Genomic DNA, 19289 nt, shown 5'->3' with positions numbered 1-19289 from the left:
GTATGCCCGCGCGGTCAGTCGAACAGCAGCTGCGCGGCGCGGGCGAGCACGTCCGATCTGCTCTGTCCGGGGTGTTCGGCCTTGATCAGGCGATTGGCGATGACAATCGAAAAAGACAGCAGCGCAACCGCTTCCACGTCTTCCGAGGCGACACCGGAGTTCCGCAGGAGGGTGCGCAGGTAGTCCATTCTGGCGTTGTCCACTTTCCGCAACCGCGCCTCCACGTCCGGGTCGCGCCGGGCCCAGGCCCGGATGGCGAGGTCCAGCGGCGTCAAATCCTCGGCGAAGGTGAGCGTGCCGGCCCGCCGGATCTTGCGCTTCGGATCGCCGCCCTCGCGTTCGACCTGTTCGCGCACATCGTCGACGGCTCGCCGCTCCCAGTCGTCGAGCATCGCCTCGAGTAGTTCGTCGCGGGAACGGAACTGCCGGTAGAAACCACCGCGGGTCACGCCGAGCTGTGCCGCCAGCGCTTCCACCCGGACCGCGTCGGGGCCGTGGTGCTCGAGCACGGAGAGGCCGGCATCGACCCACGCCTGCCGCGGAGTGCGCACCGGTGGCGCCATCACGTCCTCCTTTCGACAGGCTCGCTACGCCCTTGATTAGATCACCCTCCAATAGATACAGTACTGTTCTGTATCTATTGTGCAGTACCGAAACCAGAAGGTTCTCGTCATGTCCGTGCACACCTCCCCCCGCGTCCGGCAGTGCGGAATCACCGCCGAGCTGCTCACCCTCACCACCCTGGACGACGTCGTCCACATCGACAGCCACGTGCTGGAAACCCCCGCCGCCACCGGCCGCACCGCCGAGCAGTGGGCCCGCACGATCATGGAGGACGTCCCCGAGGAGGTCCGGGCGCGATTGCGTGCGGCGTGGGCCGGCATCGAACTCGACCTCACCCCCGGTGCGCCGGAGACCGTCGCCGGCTGGCGCATCACCTTCTCCGCACCGGATTGCCTTCTGCTGCGGGCCGATTCGGGACTCGGCTTCCACGGCGAACTGGCACTCGAGGTCCGCGACGGCGTCGTCGCGCTGTCGACCTTCGTGGCCATGCGGCACGCGCGCGCCGGATGTGTGGTTCGGCGTGGTGCCCGGCCATCTGGCGTTCGTGCGTTCACTGCTCGAACGAGCCGGCAGTACGGAGCCGGCGGCAAGCTGACGAACGCGCGGGTCAGTACCTCCACCGGCACGCGTCGGTGATCTGCTCGGGCGTGGCGTCGGCGAACAGCGCGATCTCACCGCGCCGGACGCTGCCGATGGTGTCGGCGAGGTCGTCGCCGAATGCCTCCCACAGCACCTCGTCCGCGTCGAAAGCCGCCACCGCGTCCGCGAGCGTGGTGGGCAACGGAGTGATCCCGCGCGCCGACCGGGTGGCGGAGTCGAGGCGAGCCGGATCGCCGGCGACCGGTTCGGGCAGGTTCGCGCCCGCACCCAAACCCGCCCGGCCCGCCGCCAGCAGGCCCGCGAGCGCCAGGTAGGGGTTGGCGGCGGCGTCGAACGTCTTGATCTCGATATTGGCCGCGCGGTCGCGTTCCCCCTCACTTCCGGTGACGTAGCGCAGGGCGGCCTCGCGGTTCTCCAACCCCCAGCAGCGGAAGACCCCGGCCCAGTGACTGGGCTGCAATCGCAGAAAGCTCGCCACCGCCGGGCAGCCGACGGCCAGCAGCGCGGGCAGATGGTCCAGGATCCCCGCGGCGAAACGCTCCCCTTCCGCACCGATGCCGAACGGACCCGGACCGCCGCACATCCGATTCACACCCTCGCGCCACAGGCTCAGATGGACGTGGCCGCCGTTGCCGACGACCCCGGGCACGACCATCGGGCTGAACGTCGCCCGCAATCCGTGGGCGTGGCTGACGGCCCGGACGACCTCGCGCACCAGCACGGCGTTGTCGGCGGTGCGGACCGGATCGGCGGAGGCAATCGACAGTTCGAACTGGCCCACCTCGTATTCGGGATGGATCTGCTCGACGCCGATGCCGCTGTCGCGCACGTTCGTCACCACATCGCGCAGATACGGGGCCAGTTCGCCGAGTCTGGCCATGCCGTAGGCGGGCGCCGAGGTAGCAGGGATGAAAGTGTCCGGGTCGAGTGGATCGGGGCGCGATATCGTCCATTCGAATTCGATCGCGGTGCGCAATTCGTAGCCGTCGCCGGCCAGTTCGGCGACGAGCCGGCGCAGCAGCAACCGCGAATCGCGTGCATGCGGCGTGCCACTTTGCGTGTAGCGATCCGCGGGTGCCCATCCCCAGCCCGGTAGTGCGGCCACGGCGGTGGCCCGGTCGACGTCGGGGTACAGCCGCAGGTCACCGGTCGGGCCACCGGCGACGTGTTCGGTCAGGATGGAGTCGTCGACCAGGAAGGCGTCGAAAACCGGCGACGCCCCGATGCCCCAGGCGGCCGCGTGCGAGAACCGTTCCACCGGAACGGCTTTCATCCGGACGATGCCGCCGGTGTCGACCCAGGTGACGGCCACGGCGTCGACATCCCGGGCACTCAGGGCGGCAGCGACGGCGCTCGCCCGATCCGCGCGGTCGCGGCGCAGCCGCTCGGTCAGTGGTTCCACGTCGACTCCCGGGAGTTCGAGGGAAGCCGGCACAACCAGACACAGACGCCGGCGGGTTGCCGCGTTCGAGACTACGCGCCGACATCCCGATCGCTCGCACTTCCGCCCCTGCCGCTCCGGATCCCCCGACCACCCCACACCCGTGCGGAACCGGCACGAGGACCGTGGCGTGGCGGTGTGTGGTCACCGCATCGACAGGCAGCCCTGGAAGGTCTGGAAATCGCCCGCGAAGCCCGGGCCGCCGGTACATACCGGGGTCCCCACGCCGGAGACGGTGACCGTGGCGCCCGGCCCCGCGATGCCGATGGCAAGACCCGGCCGGACCCCGGACAGGTCGGCGGTCGCGCCGGAACCCACCGCGATCGCCGCGGGCCCCGACCACGGACCCGAGGCGGACCGGGCGGTGCCACCACCTTGCGCGATGGCCAGCGACAAGCTCGTCGGCCCCGCGTTCGCGGTGGCCGTACCGTTGATGCCGTAGGCGGCAGCCGCGCTCCCGCCGGTGCTGGTGGCCGAACACGCGGCATCGGCTCCCGTATCGGCGACCGATGTGGCACCCGGCGCCGGGCAGCTGGTGGAGTCGGCTTGGGCCGGCGCGGCCGACAACGCGGCCGAGGTCAATGCGATACCGCCGCCGGAGATGAGAGCGAACAGCGCGCGACGCGCGGAAGAACGAGACATGAGGGCCTCCTCTGATTGGTTCGTCTCAGCCAGAATACCCGCAATTCGATGCATAAACGATGCAATTTCCCTTTTGCCGCCTCCGGCTGCAACGGCAACCTGCCGAACCAGGCCCACCTCGTACGAGTCGACCAGCAGCCCTCCTGCGCCTACACGACACACAGTCGACCACGGCAGATGAATACGGTTTTCACTGCATCATTTATGCATCGTTTGCTGTAGCCTTGGGGTCGGAAGTCGAGGGAGGATCTTTCACCCGGACCGGAAGACGCGGTCCCGATCCCGCCTCGCAGACCCGGCCGGCACCCGCATCGCCGCACCACCGAACCGAGGAGTGGACGTGAGCGTCACCATCGACAATTCACGCCGATTGTGTTCCCCCGCAACAATTCTGGCCGACCACCCGGTGAACGTGGCGGACGGTGTGGCATGGTGGCGCGCCGCGGTGCGGGATCGAGTGCTGACCGAACTGGACGCCTTCCTGCGCGCGAACCGGATCGGCGCCGTCCACGGGATCGCGGTCGACGACATCGCACGCCGATACGTGGCAGGCGGCAAATGCCTTCGATCGACGTTCATGTACATCGGCTGGTTGTGCGGCGAGGCCCCGGATGCGGCCGCGCTGCGAGCCGCCGCCGCGCTGGAACTGGTCCACGCCTTCGCGTTGATCCAGGACGATGTGATGGACGAGTCGGCGCTGCGTCGCGGCGCGCCCACCGGACACGTCGCCTTCGCCGACGCGCACCGGGATCGGCGAATGCCCGGCGACGCCGCACGATTCGGCGAGTCGGCGGCCGTGCTCCTCGGCGATATCTGCCTGGTCTGGGCGGACAAGATGCTGCGCGACAGCGGAATTCGACCCGATTGCCTCTACCGTGTGTGGCCCCGCTTCGACGCGATGCGAATCGAGCTGGCAGTGGGACAGTTCGGCGATCTGCTCAACGACGTGCGCACCGAACCGGATTTCGGGCAGGTGCTGGCGCTGGCGCGCGCGAAATCCGGCAACTACACCGTGCGCCGGCCACTCGAACTCGGCGCGGCGATGGCCGGATGCGACGAGCCGACCCTGTCGGCGCTGAGCCGGTACGGACGCGCCGTGGGCGAGGCGTTCCAGATGCGCGACGACCTGCTGGGGGTCTTCGGAAGCGCCGATGCCACAGGCAAACCCGGCGACGGAGACCTGACTCAGCACAAGGCGACCACCGTGGTGATCGCCGCCCGGCAGCTCGCCGAACCCGCCGCCCGCCGCGAACTCGACACCCTGCTGTCGGCGCCGGTCGTCGACGCCGGCGCCACCGACAGACTGCGCGCCCTGATCACCGCCTCCGGAGCGCCCGCCCGGATCGAGGCGATGATCAGCGACCGCATCGGCGAGGCGCGGCACGCCGCCGAGAGCGCGACCCTGCCCGAACCGATGCGCCGCGTACTCGACGGCATGGGACTCATCTGCGTCACCCGCCACCCCTGAGGAGGAAGACCAATGCGCACGACCACAGGTCGCAGCGACCATATCGTCGTAGTCGGAGCGGGGCTGGCCGGACTGTCGGCGGCACTGCACCTGGCCGGCCGCGGCCGTACCGTCACTCTGCTGGAACGTGATTCGGTTCCCGGCGGCCGCACCGGTCGCGTCGATGTGGACGGCTACCGCCTGGACACAGGTCCGACCGTGCTGACCATGCCGCATCTGGTCGAGGAGACGTTCGCCGCGGTCGGTGAGCGGATGGACGACCGCCTGGCGCTGGTGCCGGTGGATCCGGCCTATCGTGCCCATTTCGCCGACGGGCGTCACCTCGAGGTCCACAGCGACGCCGATCGCATGGCGGCCGCGATCACCGAGTTCGCCGGACCCGGGCAGGCGGCGGGATACCGCCGACTGCGCGCCTGGCTGACCCGGCTCTACCGGGCCGAATTCGACTCGTTCATCGCGGCGAATTTCGATTCCCCGCTGTCGGCGCTGCGTCCCTCGCTGGCGCGGCTGGCGGCGATGGGCGGATTTCGCCGCTGGGACCGTGCGGTCGCCCAGCACATCCACGATCCGGAATTGCGGCGCCTGTTCACCTTTCAGTCCCTGTACGCCGGAGTCGCGCCCAGCCGGGCGATAGCGGCGTACGCGGTGATCGCGTATATGGACACGATCGCCGGTGTCTGGTTCCCGCGCGGCGGTATGCGAGCGCTGCCCGACGCGCTCGCCGCGGCCGCGCACGACGCCGGTGTGGAGATTCGCTACGACACCGCCGTGACGAGCCTGGACCGCACCGGATCCCGGATCCGCGCGGTCGTCACCTCGTCCGGCGAGCGCATCCCGTGCGATGCGGTCGTGCTCACCACCGAGTTGTCCGAGACCTACCGGTTGACGGGCCACTCCCCGCGCCGCCCGCTGCGTCCCACGGCGGCACCGTCCGCCGTCGTGTTGCACGTGGGCTGCGAGGCGATGCCCCGGGCTGCCCACCACCATCTACTCTTCGGCCGCGCCTGGGACGAAGCCTTCGACGACATCATCGCCCGCGGCAGCGTGATGACGGATCCTTCGCTGTTGCTCACCCGGCCCACCGCAGGAGATCCGAGCCTCGCCCCACCCGGTCGCGACCTGCTCTACATCCTCGCTCCGGTACCGAATCTGGTTCGGGGGCCGATCAATTGGGATCGCTTCGGTCCCGCCTACGCCGAGGAGATCCTGACCACGGTCCGGGATCGCCTGCCGTTCCCCCTGTCGGATCCCCGGTTGCTCCACATCACCACGCCCGCCGACTGGGCTCGGCGCGGCATGCTGGCCGGCAGCCCGTTCGCGTTGGCGCACACCGTCACTCAGACCGGTCCCTTCCGCCCGTCCAATGTGATCCGCGGACTCGAGAACGTGGTGCTGGCCGGTGGCAGCACCGTCCCCGGCGTGGGCATACCGCCCGTGCTGATCTCCGGGCGGCTCGCCGCGGACCGCGTCACCGGGCCGATTTCTTCGCCACGGCCCGCACGCCGACCCGCGTCTGCCCTTACCGCACCGGCCGCCGCCATCGTCCGCTGATCGGAAACTCATGTCCCCCATCGCTTTCCTCGACAACGGCCGCACCGATACGCAGTTGCAGCGGTCCTATCGCGCCTGCCGGACGCTCAACGCGCGCCACGGCAAGACCTTCTTCCTCGCCACCCGGTTACTCGCCCCCGATCAGCGTCCGGCGATCCACGCGCTCTACGGCTTCGCCCGCCGCGCCGACGACATCCTCGACGACATCGATCCGAGCCGCCCGGTCACCGAACGCGCGGCGCGACTGACTGCGCTGGCCACGCAGTTCACCACCGAGGACGCCGATGCCGACGCGGTCCTCCCGGCCGTGCTGCACACGGCACACTCCTACCGCATCGCTGCGTCGCTGTTCGACTCGTTCCTGGAATCGATGCGGATGGATCTCACCGTCACCGACTATCCGGATCGGCGCGCGCTGGACCACTACGTCTACGGTTCCGCCGAAGTCATCGGGTTACAGGTGCTGCCGGTGCTGGGCACGGTGTGCCCGGTGGACGAGGCCGCCCCCTACGCCGCCGCGCTCGGAAAAGCCTTCCAGCTCACCAACTTTCTGCGCGATGTGGACGAGGACCTGGTCCGGGACCGGGTGTATCTGCCGGCGGACGAACTGGCCGCCCACGGCGTCGACCGGGATCTGCTGCTGTGGTGCCAGGCGCACCGCCGCACCGACGCCCGAGTCCGGCGTGCCCTGATCGCCCAGCACGCCCACACTCGCGGCATCTACGACTACGCCCGTGCCGGTATCGCCCTGCTCGATCCGCGGTCGCGCCCGTGCGTCACCACCGCGCTCACCCTCTATTCGGAAATCCTGGATCGCATCGAGAGCCTGGACTTCGACATCTTCGCTCATCGTGCCCGCGTCGGTATTCCGCGACGTGTCACGGTGGGCACCCGCGGTCTCGCCGCTGCCGTCCGGTCTCGGAGTCGCGTTGGCGGCGCTATGAAACCGACTGGGACACAGCCTCTTCGGCCGCTCCGGTGATATTGCGGGTCATTCCGCCGAAGATGAGCGCGTGGAAGGGAGCGATCGCCTTCCAGTAGAGGTGACCGGCCAGGCCGTGCGGGTCGAATACGGCCCGCTGCCGGTAGACCGTGCCCCGCGCATCCGTGTCCACCCTCAGCTCCAGCCACGCCCGCCCCGGCACCCGCATTTCCGCGCGCAACACGAGGGTGCGCGGGCGTTCGATGCGTTCCACTCGCCACCAGTCCAGCGCCTCGCCGGCGTGCAGCCGATGCGGATCCCGTCTCCCCCGGCGTAATCCGGCACCGCCCGCGAGCCGGTCGATCCAGCCGCGCAACGACCAGGCCAGCGGAAACGAATACCAGCCGTATTCGCCGCCGATGGACTCGATCACCGCCCACAGCGTCGCCGGATCGGCGCGGGTGTGGCGTTCTCGCACATCGACGTAGAGGGAACCGCCCGACCACGCGGGATCGGTAGGCAGCGGGGACGACGGTTCACGACCGAGCTGGTCGGCATCCGACCAGCGGGTGGGGACGTCGAGGTCGCGGATACGAGTCAACGCCAGTTCCACCGCGGTGCGGTAGTCGATCAATCCGCGCGCCGGGTCGGGGATGTGCTCGGCGATCGTGTGGTCTTCGCAGACCACGTCGTTGACCAGCGATTCCATCAGCGGCACCGCGATCGCCTTGGGGACCGGGGTGACGAGATTGACCCACTGCGCCGACAGCCACGGGGTGAGCACCGGGACCGGGACGATCACGCGCCGCGGCAGCCGCGCCACTTCGGCGTAGTCACGCATCATCTGCTCGTAGGTGAGCACGTCCGGGCCGCCGATATCGAAGGCGCCGCGCACGTCCGGTGGTAGTTCGGCCGCCCGCGTCAGGTAGTACAGCACATCGCGCACCGCGATCGGCTGGATGCGGTTGCGCACCCAGCGCGGCGTGACCATCACCGGCAGCCGTTCGGTGAGATACCGCAGCATTTCGAAACTGGCCGAACCGGATCCGATGATCACCGCGGCCTGCATCGCTATCGCCGGAACCGACCCCGCGAGCAGGATTCGCCCGACTTCGGCACGGGAGGACAGGTGCCGCGACAGTCGCTGACCGGGCGGAACGATGCCGCCCAGATACACGATCCGGCGTACCCCTGCCCGGGCCGCCTGCTCGGCGACCAGTGTCGCCGCGCGGCGGTCGACATCGTCGAAATCCGTACGCGTCAGCGAATGCACCAGGTAATAGAGCACATCCGTCCCGGCGCAGGCCGCGGCCACATCGTCGGCGCGGAGCACATCACCGCGCAGGACTTCCACGCTGTCGCGCCAGGCGGCGTCGTCGAGTTTGGCCGGGGTGCGGGCCAGCACCCGCACCTCGTGGCCCGCGGCCAGTAGCTCGGGCACCAGCCGGCCACCGATGTAGCCGGTCGCACCGAACACCACACATCGCATACCGTCTCCTGATCACCGCATCGATTACATGCCGGGTACTTCCACGATCGGCGCCGGATAGGTCGCATTGTCGACGTCCTCGCGCCACGGGCGGTGCACCGCCGCGCCGGACAGGTGGGCGAGTTCGGGCAGCCAGCGGCGGACGTACTCACCCTCCGGATCGAAACGGTGCGCTTGCCGCAGTGGATTGAGCGTGCGATTGGGGCGGGTGTCGGTTCCGGTGCCCGCGACCCACTGCCAGTTCATCTGGTTGTTCGCCACATCACCGTCGACCAGCCAATACCGGAAATGGGCTGCGCCGATTCGCCAATCCAGCCGCAGGGTTTTGGCCAGGAACGATGCGGTGATCAGCCGCGCGCGTCCCGGCATCCACCCTTCGTCACGCAGTTGGCGCATCGGCGCGTCGACGATCGGAAAACCGGTGCGACCGTGCGTCCACGCCTCGAAGGCCTGCTCATCCTTGCGGATCTCGACCGGACCCGAGCGGTAATCGGACCACGCCGCCGCGGGGCGGGCCGCCAGCACCTGATGATGGAAGTCGCGCCATGCCAATTGCCGGGCGAAACTGTGCGCGCCCGGGTCCGACATGTCCAGCCTCGACACCACCTCCGCGGCGGACAGGCATCCGAAATGCAGGTACGGCGACAGGTGTGACGTGGCGTCGGCGGCGAGGTCGTCATTGGTCTCCTCGTACGCGGTGACCCCATCGGACAGCCAGCGGCGCAACATCTTTCGCCCGGTGGTCTCGCCGCCGACGCGCAGATTCGGTGAGGTCCGCGCGGTGCGGAGTTCGTCGAGACCCGGTTGTTCGCCATCCAGCCGCGGCACCTCGAGATTTTTCGGCGGCGGCAGCGGACGCCGATGGCGAGCGCTTTCCCAACGCCGGAAGTACGGCGTGAACACCGCGAAATGATCGCGTCCGGTGCTCGGCTCGATCGCGTCGAGGTCGACACTGGTCACCGTGGCGGCGTGCGTATGCACCTGGCAATCGTGGGATTCGAGCCTGTCACGCAGAGCCGACTGTCGTCGTTTGCCGTAGTAGCTGACTTCGGCCGCGAGGTGGACCGACTCCGCCTGCGTCTGGGCGACGATCCGCTCGACCTCGTCGACCACCTTGCCGCGCCGTAGAACGAGATGCCCACCGCGTGACTGTAATTCATCGTCGAGTTCGTCCAGGGCCGCGGCGAGGAATCGCACCCGGTTGGGTGCGGCCCCTGAGCCGGCGATCAGCGATTCGTCGAGGACGAACAGTGGAACCACCGCATCGCCGGCACGCTGCGCCGCGGTCAGCATCGGATTGTCGTGAACCCGCAGATCACGAGTGAACAAAGCTACCGCCACACCCATCGCTACTCACCTCCACTCGCCGGAGCGGCCATGGCTTGTACGCACCGAGCCGGGTTCACAGCCGGCACAGTGGAGTGATGTCGCCGCGTCCACCCGTCACCGGCGAGGTCAGGTACAGGCAGGGTTGCTCACCAGCCGCCACGATCGCCGCGACGACCTGGTTCCACTGATCCGCATCCAGTGCGGGCGTGCGGGAGAGCACGAATCCGGAGATCCGGTAGGGGTCTGTGACGAGGGCCCAGGAGTAGTCCGGACCGAGTGCGGTCACGACATAGTTGGGCGGACCGTCCAGGCTTTCCTGGGTCGGCACTCCCGGGAACGCCACGCGTAATTGCGCTCCCGTCACCGGATCGACTACGCGCGCCGCACCCTGGATCTCGTTTCCCGTACCCGACCAGGTGGTGCACGAATTGTGCACCGACACATCACCGTTCGGCAGTGCCGCGTACTCGGCGCGCGTATCGCGGGCGCAGACGAGATTGAAGTACTGAGGAACTGCGGCGACCTGATACCACGTGCCGACGTAACGGCTCAGATCCAGCGCGGGAACGGGAGCCGGACCGGCCGCCGGACTCGCACCCGCGGGCGCCGCGACGGCGCCGAATACCACCATCGCCGAGACAGCGACACCGGCCAGCCGAGCCGGGCGCATCGCTGCCGCAGCGAACGCGGTCACACGGCGAAGGGCGCCGGTCAGCATTCGTCCCACCTTCCCTTCGAAGCCACCGGGCCGATCTACCTGCGAACGATGTTCGAGCACCTGCGACTCCTCTGTTCGATGAGCATGGGTTCGACGACACAGACGATCCTACAGCAATCGATGCGTAATCGATGCATACTGGAGGTGCCACCCACGCATCACTCCCACCGCGCGGGTGCCGCAGCACTGTGACGTTGCGGTGCCCATGCCCGCGAAAGGCAGAATGATCGTCATGTCCGATGCCTCGCCTCCCGACAACGACGCGACCGGATTCTCGGTACGCACCGTCGCGGAGCGCATCGGCATCCCCACCGCGACACTGCGCAGTTGGAATCAGCGCTACGGCATCGGCCCCTCCCAGCATCGGCGCGGTCGCCACCGCCTGTACTCCGAGGCCGATATCGCCCGGCTCGAGCGCATGGTCGTACTCGTCCGAGGCGGATCGAGCCCGGCGCGGGCGGCCGAGTCCGTGCGCGGACCATTGCCGGTCGCCGGAGACCACGCGTCACTCCTGGGAGCCGCCTTCGCCTCCGACCCCACCACACTGCAGTCGTTGCTGCTCGCCCACATTCGCGCCTTCGGCGTGGTCGACACCTGGGATCGACTGTGCCGCCCGGCCTTCGCCGAGATCGTCCAGCGGCAAGGGGCGGGCATCGGATGCATCGACGTCGAACACCTGCTGTCCTGGTGCATTACGGCCGCCCTGCACCGCGCGGTCCCGCCACCGGCCGACGCGCCCGCCACCCCGGTACTGCTCGCCTGCACCAGCGGTGAAGCACACTCCCTGCCACTCGAGGTCCTGCGCGCGGCCCTCGCCGAGTGCGACGTCCCGGCCACCATGCTCGGCCCCAACGTTCCCACCCCCGCCCTCGGCGACGCCCTGGATCGCAGCGTGCCGGAGTCGGTAGCGGTGCTGTGGTCCCAGCAGGAATCGACCGCCCTCCTCTCGGCCGTGCGCACCTGCGCCGACCGCGGCGCCCGCGTCCTGCTGGCAGGCCCCGGCTGGTACGACATACCCGCCCCCGACACCGCCGAAATCGTCGACGACCTCCAGTCCGCACTGGCGGAACTGACCCACGCCCACCCGGCAGAGGTGTCGGCTCAACCACGCTGATCGGGAATCACCGGTCGGCCGGCCCGCAGCGCAGTACCCCTTGCTCCGCCGCCGAGAACTTGCCGGACCTTGTCCCGCGGCATGCGTGATGCTAATTTTCGTATACGAGAATTACATTCTCATCTGGCCGACACCGGCAGCTCGAAAGGTCGATCACGTGCGCGTCATTCAGTGGACCACCGGGAAGGTCGGAAAGCTCAGTCTGCGAGGGATTCTCGACGATCCGCGACTCGAGCTGGCCGGTGTCTACGCCTATTCCGACGACAAGGCCGGGGTGGATGCGGGCACGCTGTGCGGGCGGCCCGATACGGGAGTACTCGCCACCACCGATATCGATGCGCTGCTCGCCCTCGATGCGGATACCGTCATCTACACGCCGTTCATGGCCGACCTCGACCATGCGACACGATTGCTCGAGAGCGGCCTCGATGTCATCAGCACCAACCTGTTCCTCAACGTCGGCGGAATTCAGGGCGAGACGGAACAGAAACTCGCCGCCGCCTGCGAACGCGGCAACAGCTCGCTGCACATCACCGGCATCAACCCGGGCTGGATCAATGCCATGACCACCGCGTTGACCGCGGTGTGCCGTGACGTCCGATCGATTTCGATCTTCGAATCGGCCGATGTCTCGGTCTACGAATCCGCGGAAACGTGGCAGGCCCTGGGTATTTCACGACCCGAGGCCACCCCGGAGCTGATCGAGATCGCGAAACTGTGGATGAGCACCTTCCGTGATTCGGTACGGCGCATGGGCGTGGCTCTGGGCTACGAATTCGACGATATGGATTTCTCCATCGAGTACGCGACCGCCGCCGAAACGGTGGATCTGGGCTGGATCCGCATCGAGAAGGACACCATTGCCGCCGTGCGCGGCGGATGGGCCGGCAAAGTCGGCGAGAAATCCGTCGTCCGCTCGAACGTCGCCTGGTATCTGACCGAAAAGCTCAACGAGAGCTGGGAATTCGACGACGACCACTATCACATCGTCATCGAGGGAGAACCCGAAGTGCGGACCCGGATCAGGTTCGTCCCGCCGGACAGCTGGGGAAATCACGAGTGGGACACCATGACCGCGATGCCCGCGGTGAATTCCGTCTTCGACGTCGCCCGAGCGCCCGCCGGCATCTCGACGCTGAAAGAAGTGGGATTGCCGTGCGCGCCCGCCGATCTGTGGTTGTCGAGGTGACGCGGTGGGATATGCCGACGAGCTGTTCGATCTGACCGGCAAGGTGGTTCTGGTCACCGGCGGCAGCCGCGGCCTGGGGCGCGAGATGGCCTTCGCCGCCGCACGCTGCGGCGCCGATGTCATCATCGCCAGTCGCAACTACGACACTTGCGTGGCCACCGCCGGCGGGATCGCACGCGAAACCGGTCGCGCCGCCATGCCCTACGGCGTGCACATCGGCCGCTGGGACCAGCTCGACGGGCTGGTCGACGCCTGCTACGACCGGTTCGGCAAGGTCGATGTCCTCATCAACAATGCCGGGATGCAACCGGTCTACGACGATCTGCCGTCGGTGAGCGAGAAACTGTTCGACGCCATCATCGCCCTGAATCTCAAAGGGCCCTTTCGTTTGTCGGCACTCCTCGGCGAGCGCATGGTGGCCGCGGGCCGCGGATCCATCGTCAACGTCAGTTCCACCGGTTCCATCCGGCCGCGCCCGTCGATCGTGCCCTACGCCGCGGCCAAGGCGGGACTCAATGCCATGACCGAGGGCTTGGCCCTGGCATTCGGCCCGGCCGTCCGAGTCAACACCCTGATGGCCGGCCCCTACCGCACCGACGCCACCGCCGGATGGGATCTCGACAACCTGGGCCCAGACGACAACCCGTTCGCCGCCCATGCGCTCCAACGCATCGGCCACCCCAGCGAAATCGTCGGAGCCGCTCTATTTCTCGCCTCCGACGCTTCCAGTTACACCACCGGATCGATCCTCCGCTCCGACGGCGGCATGCCGTAACGACCTGCGCGGCTGCAGGCCTCAGCTCAACGGCTCTGTTCCGACGTCGACGCGCCCGCGGCGACCGGTGACGCCGACAGTTCCGAATCGACCGGCGCCACATCCCGAATCCAGCGCCCCGGCCACCAGATCCTCGGACCGATCAGCGCGAACAGGGCGGGGATCACCAGGGTTCGGATGACGAAGGTATCGAGCAGGATTCCGACGCCGACCACGATGCCCAGCTGGGTCAGCGTGATCAGGGGAAGGACGCCGAGGACGGCGAACACTGCCGCCAGCACGATTCCGGCGCTGGTGATCACCCCGCCCGTGGAGCCGACCGCGCGGACGATGCCGCCGGTCACGCCGTGGCCGGGCGTCTCCTCGCGCGCTCGCGTCACCAGGAAGATCGTGTAATCGACACCGAGCGCCACCAGGAACAGGAAGGCGAACAGCGGCACGTTGGTGTCCAATGCCGGGAACCCGAAAACGTAAGTGCTGAGCAGGCTTCCGATCCCCAGCGCGGCCAGGGCGCTGAGCACCGTGACCGCCACCAGCAGTATCGCGGCCGGCAGTGCCCGCAACAGCACCAGCAGCACCAGCAGGACGACCACCAGAATGAGCGGAAGGATCACGTGCTGATCGCGCCGGGCCGCGTCCCGGGTGTCCATGGCGACGGCGTCGGAGCCGCCGCCCAGCGCCTCGGCGCCGGGCACCGAGGACAGTGCGGTGCGCAGGCGACTCACATCGGCGAATGCGGCGTCGGAGGCCGGTGGCGCGTCCAGGATCACCGACCAGCGCGTCGACCCGTTGTCCGACACGCCGGCGGGGGTCGCGCGCACGACGCCCGGGGTGCCGTCGAGGACCGCCTGCACCCGCTGCGCGGTTTCGGTGCGCGCCAGCACTATCGCGGGATCGCTTGCGCCGGAGGAGAAATGCTCGCTGACAGCCCGCAGGCCGTCGACCGATTCCGCGTGTACGCGGAACTGCTCGGACTGCGCGAGGCCGACATGAGCGAACGGCAGCGCGGCGGCACAGGCGGCCGCGACCACCAGGAAGACGCCGGCCACCGTCGCCGGTCGCCGGACGACCTTTTCCGCGACGGTATGCCAGGCGCCGGAGGTCGCGGTGTCATGACCGTCGACTCGGGGAATGAACGGCCAGAACACCTTTCGTCCACACAGGGCCAGCGCGGGAGGCAGCGCGACCAGGACGAAGACCGCAGCGATCACCAGCCCCAGTGCACCGAACGCGCCCAGGCCGCGGGTATTGGGGAGCAGCGCGAGCAGCAATATCAACAGGGCCAGCACAACCGTCAGGTTGCTGGCGAGCACCGCGGGCCCGGCTCGCCGCGCGGCGATCCGCAGCGCGGCCCGATGGTCCTCGGTCCGATACAACTCGTCGCGATAGCGAGACACCAGCAGCAAGGCATAGTTCGTGCCGGCCCCGAATACCAGCACGCTGGTGATTCCCGCGGTCGAACCGTCGAACGTCAGACCACTCACCTGGGCGAGCGCGTTTCCCGCCGCGGAGGCGACCCGGTCGGCGACCGCCACCACCGACAGCGGAATCAACCACAGCACCGGGGAACGGTAGGTCGCTATCAGCAGCACCATCACCACGGCGGCGGTGACCGCGAGCAACAGGGTGTTGGCGCCGGAGAAGGAGTCGGCGATATCGGCGCCGAAGGCCGAGCCGCCGGTGATGCGCACCTGCAGATCGGCGGGTGCGCCGGCCCGCGCGGCCGCACGCAATTCATCGATACGGTCGGTCAGGGCGAAGCCGTTCAGCTCGGACGGAATCGGAGTCTGCCCGAGTGCGGCGCGCTGGTCGGGCGACAGCACGAGACCCGGCCCACTCGCGCCGGAACGAATCCGGGCCAGCGCCGCCTCGGCCTGCGCTCGGTCGCCGGGGGTGAGGACTTCGCCGTCGGCGCGGGTGACGATCAGGACCGCCGCCGCTGAATCCCCGCCGGGAAACTGCCGCAGCAACCGCTGCACCTGCGCGGATTCGGCGTCGTCCGGTAACGAGTTCGGTGCCGAGCCACCCGACTCGCCCCCACCGGACAGGCCGAGGACCGCGACGGCGGCGACCACCATCGCCACGAGGATGATCCACCCCCTCCGTCCGGAGACGATCCGCGCATATCGGTCCCATCCGCCCATCCCGGAACTATTTCAGAAACTGAAATAGTTTGCAAAGGGTTCGCCCCTCGGTCCGATTACCCTGTGTGCACGCCCACCGGCGGGAGAAGGGAGACAGAGGTGACCGAGCGCTCGACCGACGCGGCGCCCACCGAGCGCGACCGCGACGAACTCGAGACGGCGATCGCCCGCGACATCCGCGCGCTCAGCGCCGTCTCGGATCAGATCTCGCACCTCTTCGCCCATTCGAACGATCTGCGCCCCAACGACTTCCGCGCCCTCATGCATATCGCCACCGCCGACGCGGAAGGAACGCCCCTGACCGCCGGACGACTCGGGGCGCTGCTGGGCGTCTCCCCCGGCGCGATCACCTACTTGATCGAGCGCATGATCGAGTCGGGCCATATCGAACGCGAAGCCGACGACACCGACAAACGCCGCGTGCTACTGCACTACAGCGACCACGGCATGACCGTGGCGGCGGGCTTCTTCACCCCCATCGGCATACGAACCCGAGCCGCACTCGCCGACCTCCCCGACTCCGACCTGCAGGCCACCCACCGCGTCCTGACCGCCATAGTCGGCGCTCTACGCGACCACAGCGCGGCGATCACTTCCGATAACGAGCGACCGAACCGATAGGCCGGAGCGCGCAAGCCGCACTCGAAAACGGCGACACCGGAGAGTCGGCGTATTCGATCAGGAGTGCTGCGGCGGCGGGCACTGTCCGGTCTGCTCACCGATCGAATTGATCTCCGCATTCGGCCGCGGATCACCGGCATAGTTGATCCGATCCGTGCACTTCACATACGCCGGAGCCTGCGGCGCCGGGCACTGTCCGGTCTGCTCACCGATCGAATTGATCTCCGCGTTCGGCCGCGGATCACCCGCATAGTCGATCTGATCGGTGCACTTCACGGCGGCGGGTGCTGCTTCCGGTGGCGGCCCGGCGGGTGTCGCGGCGGGCGGGCCGGAGGGGTCGCGCGGCCCTTGGGGCGACGCCTGCGGCGGGGCGGAATCTGTCCCATCCGTACCTTCGTGCGCCGAGGGCGACGGGACTTGGGCGGCCGCGGTGGTCGAGGCCGGACCTGTCGAAGCCGGAGCCGTAACGGACGTCCGAGCACTCGAACCGGCCGACGTCTCAGGTGCGGAAGTGCTTCCCCCGGAGGAGCATCCGGCGATCGCGAGCGCGCATGCGGCGAATACCGCGAGGCCGATCCGGGAGATCGTTCGCGTCGGCCGTGCGGCCGGTGCGGAATCGTCGAATGTCATGCGCGGCATCGCTTTCTGTCGAGGGCCGAGACGAGGTGGCTACGTTCGAGAGATACGCCCACTTCGGCCGGCCGTTAACAGTCGCAGAGAATTCGCCGTGCGTTCCGGTCGCGACTACGGTGCGCGACGAGCGGCCGGACGGTGCTCAGCATCGTCCTCGTCGTGGTCCTCGTCGTCGTCGTGAATACGGTTGCGGGTCAGCGCAAGTCCGGTACCCACGACACCGATGAGGCTCAGCGCGATGGCAATGCTCGACCAGCCGTCCCGGTGCCAGTACACATCTTCGAGCGTGATCAGCAGCGCGGCCTCGTCCACGATCAGCGCCAGCGCGATACCCAGTGCCAGACCCATCCATGTCCGCGCCCGGGGACTGCGATCGACCATGCCGAAGATGGCGACACCGGCCAGCAGCACCAGCCCCCACAGGTAATGGTGCAGATGAGTTCCGCCGGTGGACACATCGCCGACGTTGCTGGTGTCGATGTGGATCAGCCAGGTCACCAACCGGGCGCCACCGAAGGTGACGGTGAACGCCAGCCAGGCCAGCACGATCCCGCGGCGAGATTCCTCGATCTGGTTCCATCGGCGCGGAAACCGAAAACGAGCAGGTCCAGTCATGGCGCCGATATACCCCCGCCGGGCACCGCCAAGCGGTCACGAAGGGCTGGTGCTACCTCACATCGACTGCCGAAACCGTCACCGTGCCGACCGACCGGCTTCCTCCGCGCATCCCCTCTCGACGTACTGTGGCCGTCGTGGCGCCCGCAGGAATCCCCGATCAAGTGCCCGACTCCGCGGAGTTGGCGAGGGCGTGCGGGAGCGATATCGCCGAGCTCACCGCACGGCTCATGGCGGCGGTGTTCACCGACAATCCGGAGTGGACCGACTATTCGGCGGTGAGCAGAACGGATCTGCGGGAGGGGTGCCGGCGGTTCCTCACGCGGGTGCTGGAGTTGCTCGCGGCGAAGGGGGCCGGCGCCGAGCGCGACGATGTGGCCGCCGCGATCGGCCGGCAGCGCGCCGCGCAGGGTGTTCCGCTCGAGGCCATGCAGCGCACCTTCCGCCTGGGCGGGCGCATCGTGTGGGAAGCGCTGATGGATCGTGCCGGCGATATGTCACCTGCCGATTTCCGTGAAATCGGGACCGCCATGTGGGCGGTTGTCGACGGGATGTCCTCGGCGCTGGTGACCTCCTATCGCGGCGCCGAACTCGACCGGGTCCGACGCGACGAGCGCCGCCGTCACGCCCTGATCGAAGATGTCCTCTCCGGGCGTGGCCGCGACGCCGCCTTCGCGGCGTATGCGGCGCGGGAACTCGACCTCCCCGCCGGCGGCGACTACCTGGTGGTCGTCGCTCGCGGGGAACAGCCGCTGCGGCTGGGCACCGAAAGCGCGTTGGCGGCCATGGGGATTCGTTCGGTCCGCCACGATCGGGGCGACCAAACGGTCGGCATCGTCGCGTTGGAACAGCGTTCGCCGCAGCAGGTGGCGGAGCTGCTGGGTCCGCTCGTGCTCGGACGCGCGGGGCTGTCCCCGGCGGTCGACGGTCTGGCCGAGATCGACGTCGCCCACGCACTCGCCACGCTGGCACTCGATACCGCCCCGCGAGACCGCGAACCCACTCTCACGCTGCTCGAAGATCGCTACCCGGAGGCCCTGCTGGTGCGCGCGCCCGATCTGGCGCAGCGATTGGTCCAGCGATGCTTGGGCCCGATTCTGGCGCTGCCCGCCAGAGAGCGCGACATCCTGCTGCGCACGCTGACGGTCTGGCTAGCCGAGAACTGCTCGGCCGCGCACGCCGCACCGCTGTTGCACTGCCATCGCAACACCGTCATCAACCGGCTCCAGCGCGCCGCGACGCTGCTCGGGCGGCCGCTGGAAGGTCAGCGTCACCAATTCGAACTCGGCCTCGCGCTCACCGCGCACGACCTGCTCGAACGCCCCACCGACTGAACGTTTCGCCCGGCGCAGCCGCAAGCGATATTGGGCGCAGCGCCCAATTCCGGGTCGCAAAACCTGGGCTTGCCGGGAATTGTCCGGCGTCCGTGCGCGGATAAGACTCCACACCTGATGGCCCACACCGCAACCGGATT

Annotated in this window: 18 protein-coding genes; 9 read left to right on the top strand and 9 right to left on the bottom strand. The window is 68.5% G+C overall.

Translation table 11 applies throughout. From position 1 onward, the window contains the following. Positions 1 to 14: 14 nt before the first annotated feature. Positions 15 to 563 carry a TetR/AcrR family transcriptional regulator gene (locus AC5592_RS11355; protein ID WP_063064115.1) on the bottom strand — a complete coding sequence of 183 codons (549 nt, stop codon included), beginning with the start codon at positions 561 to 563 and terminating at the stop codon, positions 15 to 17. A gap of 109 nt (positions 564 to 672) precedes the next feature. On the opposite strand from AC5592_RS11355, the gene AC5592_RS11350 reads away from it, so the two are divergent. After that, positions 673 to 1200, top strand: coding sequence for a hypothetical protein (locus AC5592_RS11350; protein WP_063064114.1), 528 nt, complete (start codon positions 673 to 675; stop codon positions 1198 to 1200). Here the strand turns inward: AC5592_RS11350 and AC5592_RS11345 are convergent. Together AC5592_RS11345 and AC5592_RS11340 are read right to left on the bottom strand one after the other, a co-directional pair. Then, complete coding sequence (locus AC5592_RS11345) at positions 1172 to 2566, bottom strand: type I glutamate--ammonia ligase (RefSeq protein ID WP_232329305.1); 1395 nt, start codon at positions 2564 to 2566, stop codon at positions 1172 to 1174. The genes AC5592_RS11350 and AC5592_RS11345 overlap by 29 nt on opposite strands. 183 nt (positions 2567 to 2749) lie before the next feature. Further along, a complete protein-coding gene (locus AC5592_RS11340) occupies positions 2750 to 3247 on the bottom strand; it encodes a DUF6764 family protein (protein WP_036499781.1) in 498 nt (165 codons plus the stop codon). 340 nt (positions 3248 to 3587) lie between these two features. Between AC5592_RS11340 and AC5592_RS11335 the strand changes: the two genes are divergently transcribed. The 3 genes from AC5592_RS11335 to AC5592_RS11325 are packed head-to-tail and all read left to right on the top strand — an operon-like array spanning position 3588 to position 7248. Beyond that, positions 3588 to 4715, top strand: a complete 1128-nt coding sequence (locus AC5592_RS11335; RefSeq protein ID WP_371507197.1) for a polyprenyl synthetase family protein — start codon at positions 3588 to 3590, stop codon at positions 4713 to 4715. A 12-nt stretch (positions 4716 to 4727) separates the two neighbouring features. Then, positions 4728 to 6266 carry a phytoene desaturase family protein gene (gene crtI / locus AC5592_RS11330; protein WP_063064113.1) on the top strand — a complete coding sequence of 513 codons (1539 nt, stop codon included), beginning with the start codon at positions 4728 to 4730 and terminating at the stop codon, positions 6264 to 6266. 10 nt (positions 6267 to 6276) lie between these two features. Beyond that, positions 6277 to 7248 (top strand): phytoene/squalene synthase family protein, encoded by a 972-nt coding sequence (locus AC5592_RS11325; protein ID WP_036499783.1) that lies wholly within the window; start codon positions 6277 to 6279, stop codon positions 7246 to 7248. On the opposite strand, the gene AC5592_RS11320 is transcribed toward AC5592_RS11325, so the two are convergent. From AC5592_RS11320 to AC5592_RS11310, 3 genes are read right to left on the bottom strand one after another with little or no spacing between them, the layout of a single operon-like run. After that, positions 7205 to 8677, bottom strand: coding sequence for an SDR family oxidoreductase (locus tag AC5592_RS11320; protein WP_063064112.1), 1473 nt, complete (start codon positions 8675 to 8677; stop codon positions 7205 to 7207). The two genes, AC5592_RS11325 and AC5592_RS11320, sit on opposite strands and share 44 nt — an antisense overlap. A 24-nt stretch (positions 8678 to 8701) precedes the next feature. After that, positions 8702 to 10024, bottom strand: a complete 1323-nt coding sequence (locus AC5592_RS11315) for a cryptochrome/photolyase family protein (RefSeq protein WP_063064111.1) — start codon at positions 10022 to 10024, stop codon at positions 8702 to 8704. Positions 10025 to 10079: 55 nt separating this feature from the next. Further along, the gene (locus AC5592_RS11310) at positions 10080 to 10676 is read right to left on the bottom strand and encodes a lipocalin family protein (RefSeq protein ID WP_036499859.1); all 597 of its coding nucleotides are present in this window, start codon (positions 10674 to 10676) and stop codon (positions 10080 to 10082) included. 280 nt (positions 10677 to 10956) lie between these two features. On the opposite strand from AC5592_RS11310, the gene AC5592_RS11305 reads away from it, so the two are divergent. From AC5592_RS11305 to AC5592_RS11295, 3 genes are all read left to right on the top strand, one after another. Further along, positions 10957 to 11838: a MerR family transcriptional regulator gene (locus tag AC5592_RS11305; protein WP_063064203.1), complete on the top strand. Its 882-nt coding sequence runs from the start codon at positions 10957 to 10959 to the stop codon at positions 11836 to 11838. A gap of 157 nt (positions 11839 to 11995) precedes the next feature. After that, a complete protein-coding gene (locus AC5592_RS11300) occupies positions 11996 to 13027 on the top strand; it encodes an NAD(P)H-dependent amine dehydrogenase family protein (protein ID WP_063064110.1) in 1032 nt (343 codons plus the stop codon). Positions 13028 to 13031: 4 nt separating this feature from the next. Further along, positions 13032 to 13802: an SDR family NAD(P)-dependent oxidoreductase gene (locus AC5592_RS11295; RefSeq protein WP_063064109.1), complete on the top strand. Its 771-nt coding sequence runs from the start codon at positions 13032 to 13034 to the stop codon at positions 13800 to 13802. A gap of 26 nt (positions 13803 to 13828) precedes the next feature. On the opposite strand, the gene AC5592_RS11290 is transcribed toward AC5592_RS11295, so the two are convergent. Then, positions 13829 to 15946 carry an MMPL family transporter gene (locus tag AC5592_RS11290; RefSeq protein WP_063064108.1) on the bottom strand — a complete coding sequence of 706 codons (2118 nt, stop codon included), beginning with the start codon at positions 15944 to 15946 and terminating at the stop codon, positions 13829 to 13831. A 99-nt stretch (positions 15947 to 16045) separates the two neighbouring features. On the opposite strand from AC5592_RS11290, the gene AC5592_RS11285 reads away from it, so the two are divergent. Further along, the gene (locus tag AC5592_RS11285; protein ID WP_063064107.1) at positions 16046 to 16567 is read left to right on the top strand and encodes a MarR family winged helix-turn-helix transcriptional regulator; all 522 of its coding nucleotides are present in this window, start codon (positions 16046 to 16048) and stop codon (positions 16565 to 16567) included. A gap of 57 nt (positions 16568 to 16624) precedes the next feature. Here the strand turns inward: AC5592_RS11285 and AC5592_RS11280 are convergent, their stop codons facing one another. Both AC5592_RS11280 and AC5592_RS11275 read right to left on the bottom strand, forming a co-directional pair. Then, the gene (locus tag AC5592_RS11280; protein WP_063064106.1) at positions 16625 to 16843 is read right to left on the bottom strand and encodes a hypothetical protein; all 219 of its coding nucleotides are present in this window, start codon (positions 16841 to 16843) and stop codon (positions 16625 to 16627) included. Positions 16844 to 17311: 468 nt separating this feature from the next. Beyond that, positions 17312 to 17815: a hypothetical protein gene (locus tag AC5592_RS11275; RefSeq protein WP_051024465.1), complete on the bottom strand. Its 504-nt coding sequence runs from the start codon at positions 17813 to 17815 to the stop codon at positions 17312 to 17314. A gap of 137 nt (positions 17816 to 17952) precedes the next feature. Here AC5592_RS11275 and AC5592_RS11270 point away from each other — a divergent pair, with 137 nt between their 5' ends. Continuing rightward, entirely contained in the window at positions 17953 to 19149 is a 1197-nt protein-coding gene (locus tag AC5592_RS11270; RefSeq protein ID WP_063064202.1) for a PucR family transcriptional regulator, read from the top strand. Positions 19150 to 19289 lie beyond the last annotated feature (140 nt).

It is taken from the genome of Nocardia violaceofusca NBRC 14427 (assembly GCF_963869435.1).
GTDB classification, from domain to species: Bacteria; Actinomycetota; Actinomycetes; order Mycobacteriales; family Mycobacteriaceae; genus Nocardia; species Nocardia aobensis.
Note: the sequence above shows the minus strand (reverse complement) of the source record. Positions and strands in the feature narration are given on the sequence as shown.

Coding starts and splice junctions, on each gene's coding strand:
- AC5592_RS11355 (WP_063064115.1), bottom strand. CDS start 563: ATGGCGCCACCGGTGCGCACTCCGCGGCAGGCGTGGGTCGATGCCGGC.
- AC5592_RS11350 (WP_063064114.1), top strand. CDS start 673: ATGTCCGTGCACACCTCCCCCCGCGTCCGGCAGTGCGGAATCACCGCC.
- AC5592_RS11340 (WP_036499781.1), bottom strand. CDS start 3,247: ATGTCTCGTTCTTCCGCGCGTCGCGCGCTGTTCGCTCTCATCTCCGGC.
- crtI (WP_063064113.1), top strand. CDS start 4,728: ATGCGCACGACCACAGGTCGCAGCGACCATATCGTCGTAGTCGGAGCG.
- AC5592_RS11325 (WP_036499783.1), top strand. CDS start 6,277: ATGTCCCCCATCGCTTTCCTCGACAACGGCCGCACCGATACGCAGTTG.
- AC5592_RS11320 (WP_063064112.1), bottom strand. CDS start 8,677: ATGCGATGTGTGGTGTTCGGTGCGACCGGCTACATCGGTGGCCGGCTG.
- AC5592_RS11315 (WP_063064111.1), bottom strand. CDS start 10,024: ATGGGTGTGGCGGTAGCTTTGTTCACTCGTGATCTGCGGGTTCACGAC.
- AC5592_RS11310 (WP_036499859.1), bottom strand. CDS start 10,676: ATGCGCCCGGCTCGGCTGGCCGGTGTCGCTGTCTCGGCGATGGTGGTA.
- AC5592_RS11305 (WP_063064203.1), top strand. CDS start 10,957: ATGTCCGATGCCTCGCCTCCCGACAACGACGCGACCGGATTCTCGGTA.
- AC5592_RS11290 (WP_063064108.1), bottom strand. CDS start 15,946: ATGGGCGGATGGGACCGATATGCGCGGATCGTCTCCGGACGGAGGGGG.
- AC5592_RS11275 (WP_051024465.1), bottom strand. CDS start 17,815: ATGACTGGACCTGCTCGTTTTCGGTTTCCGCGCCGATGGAACCAGATC.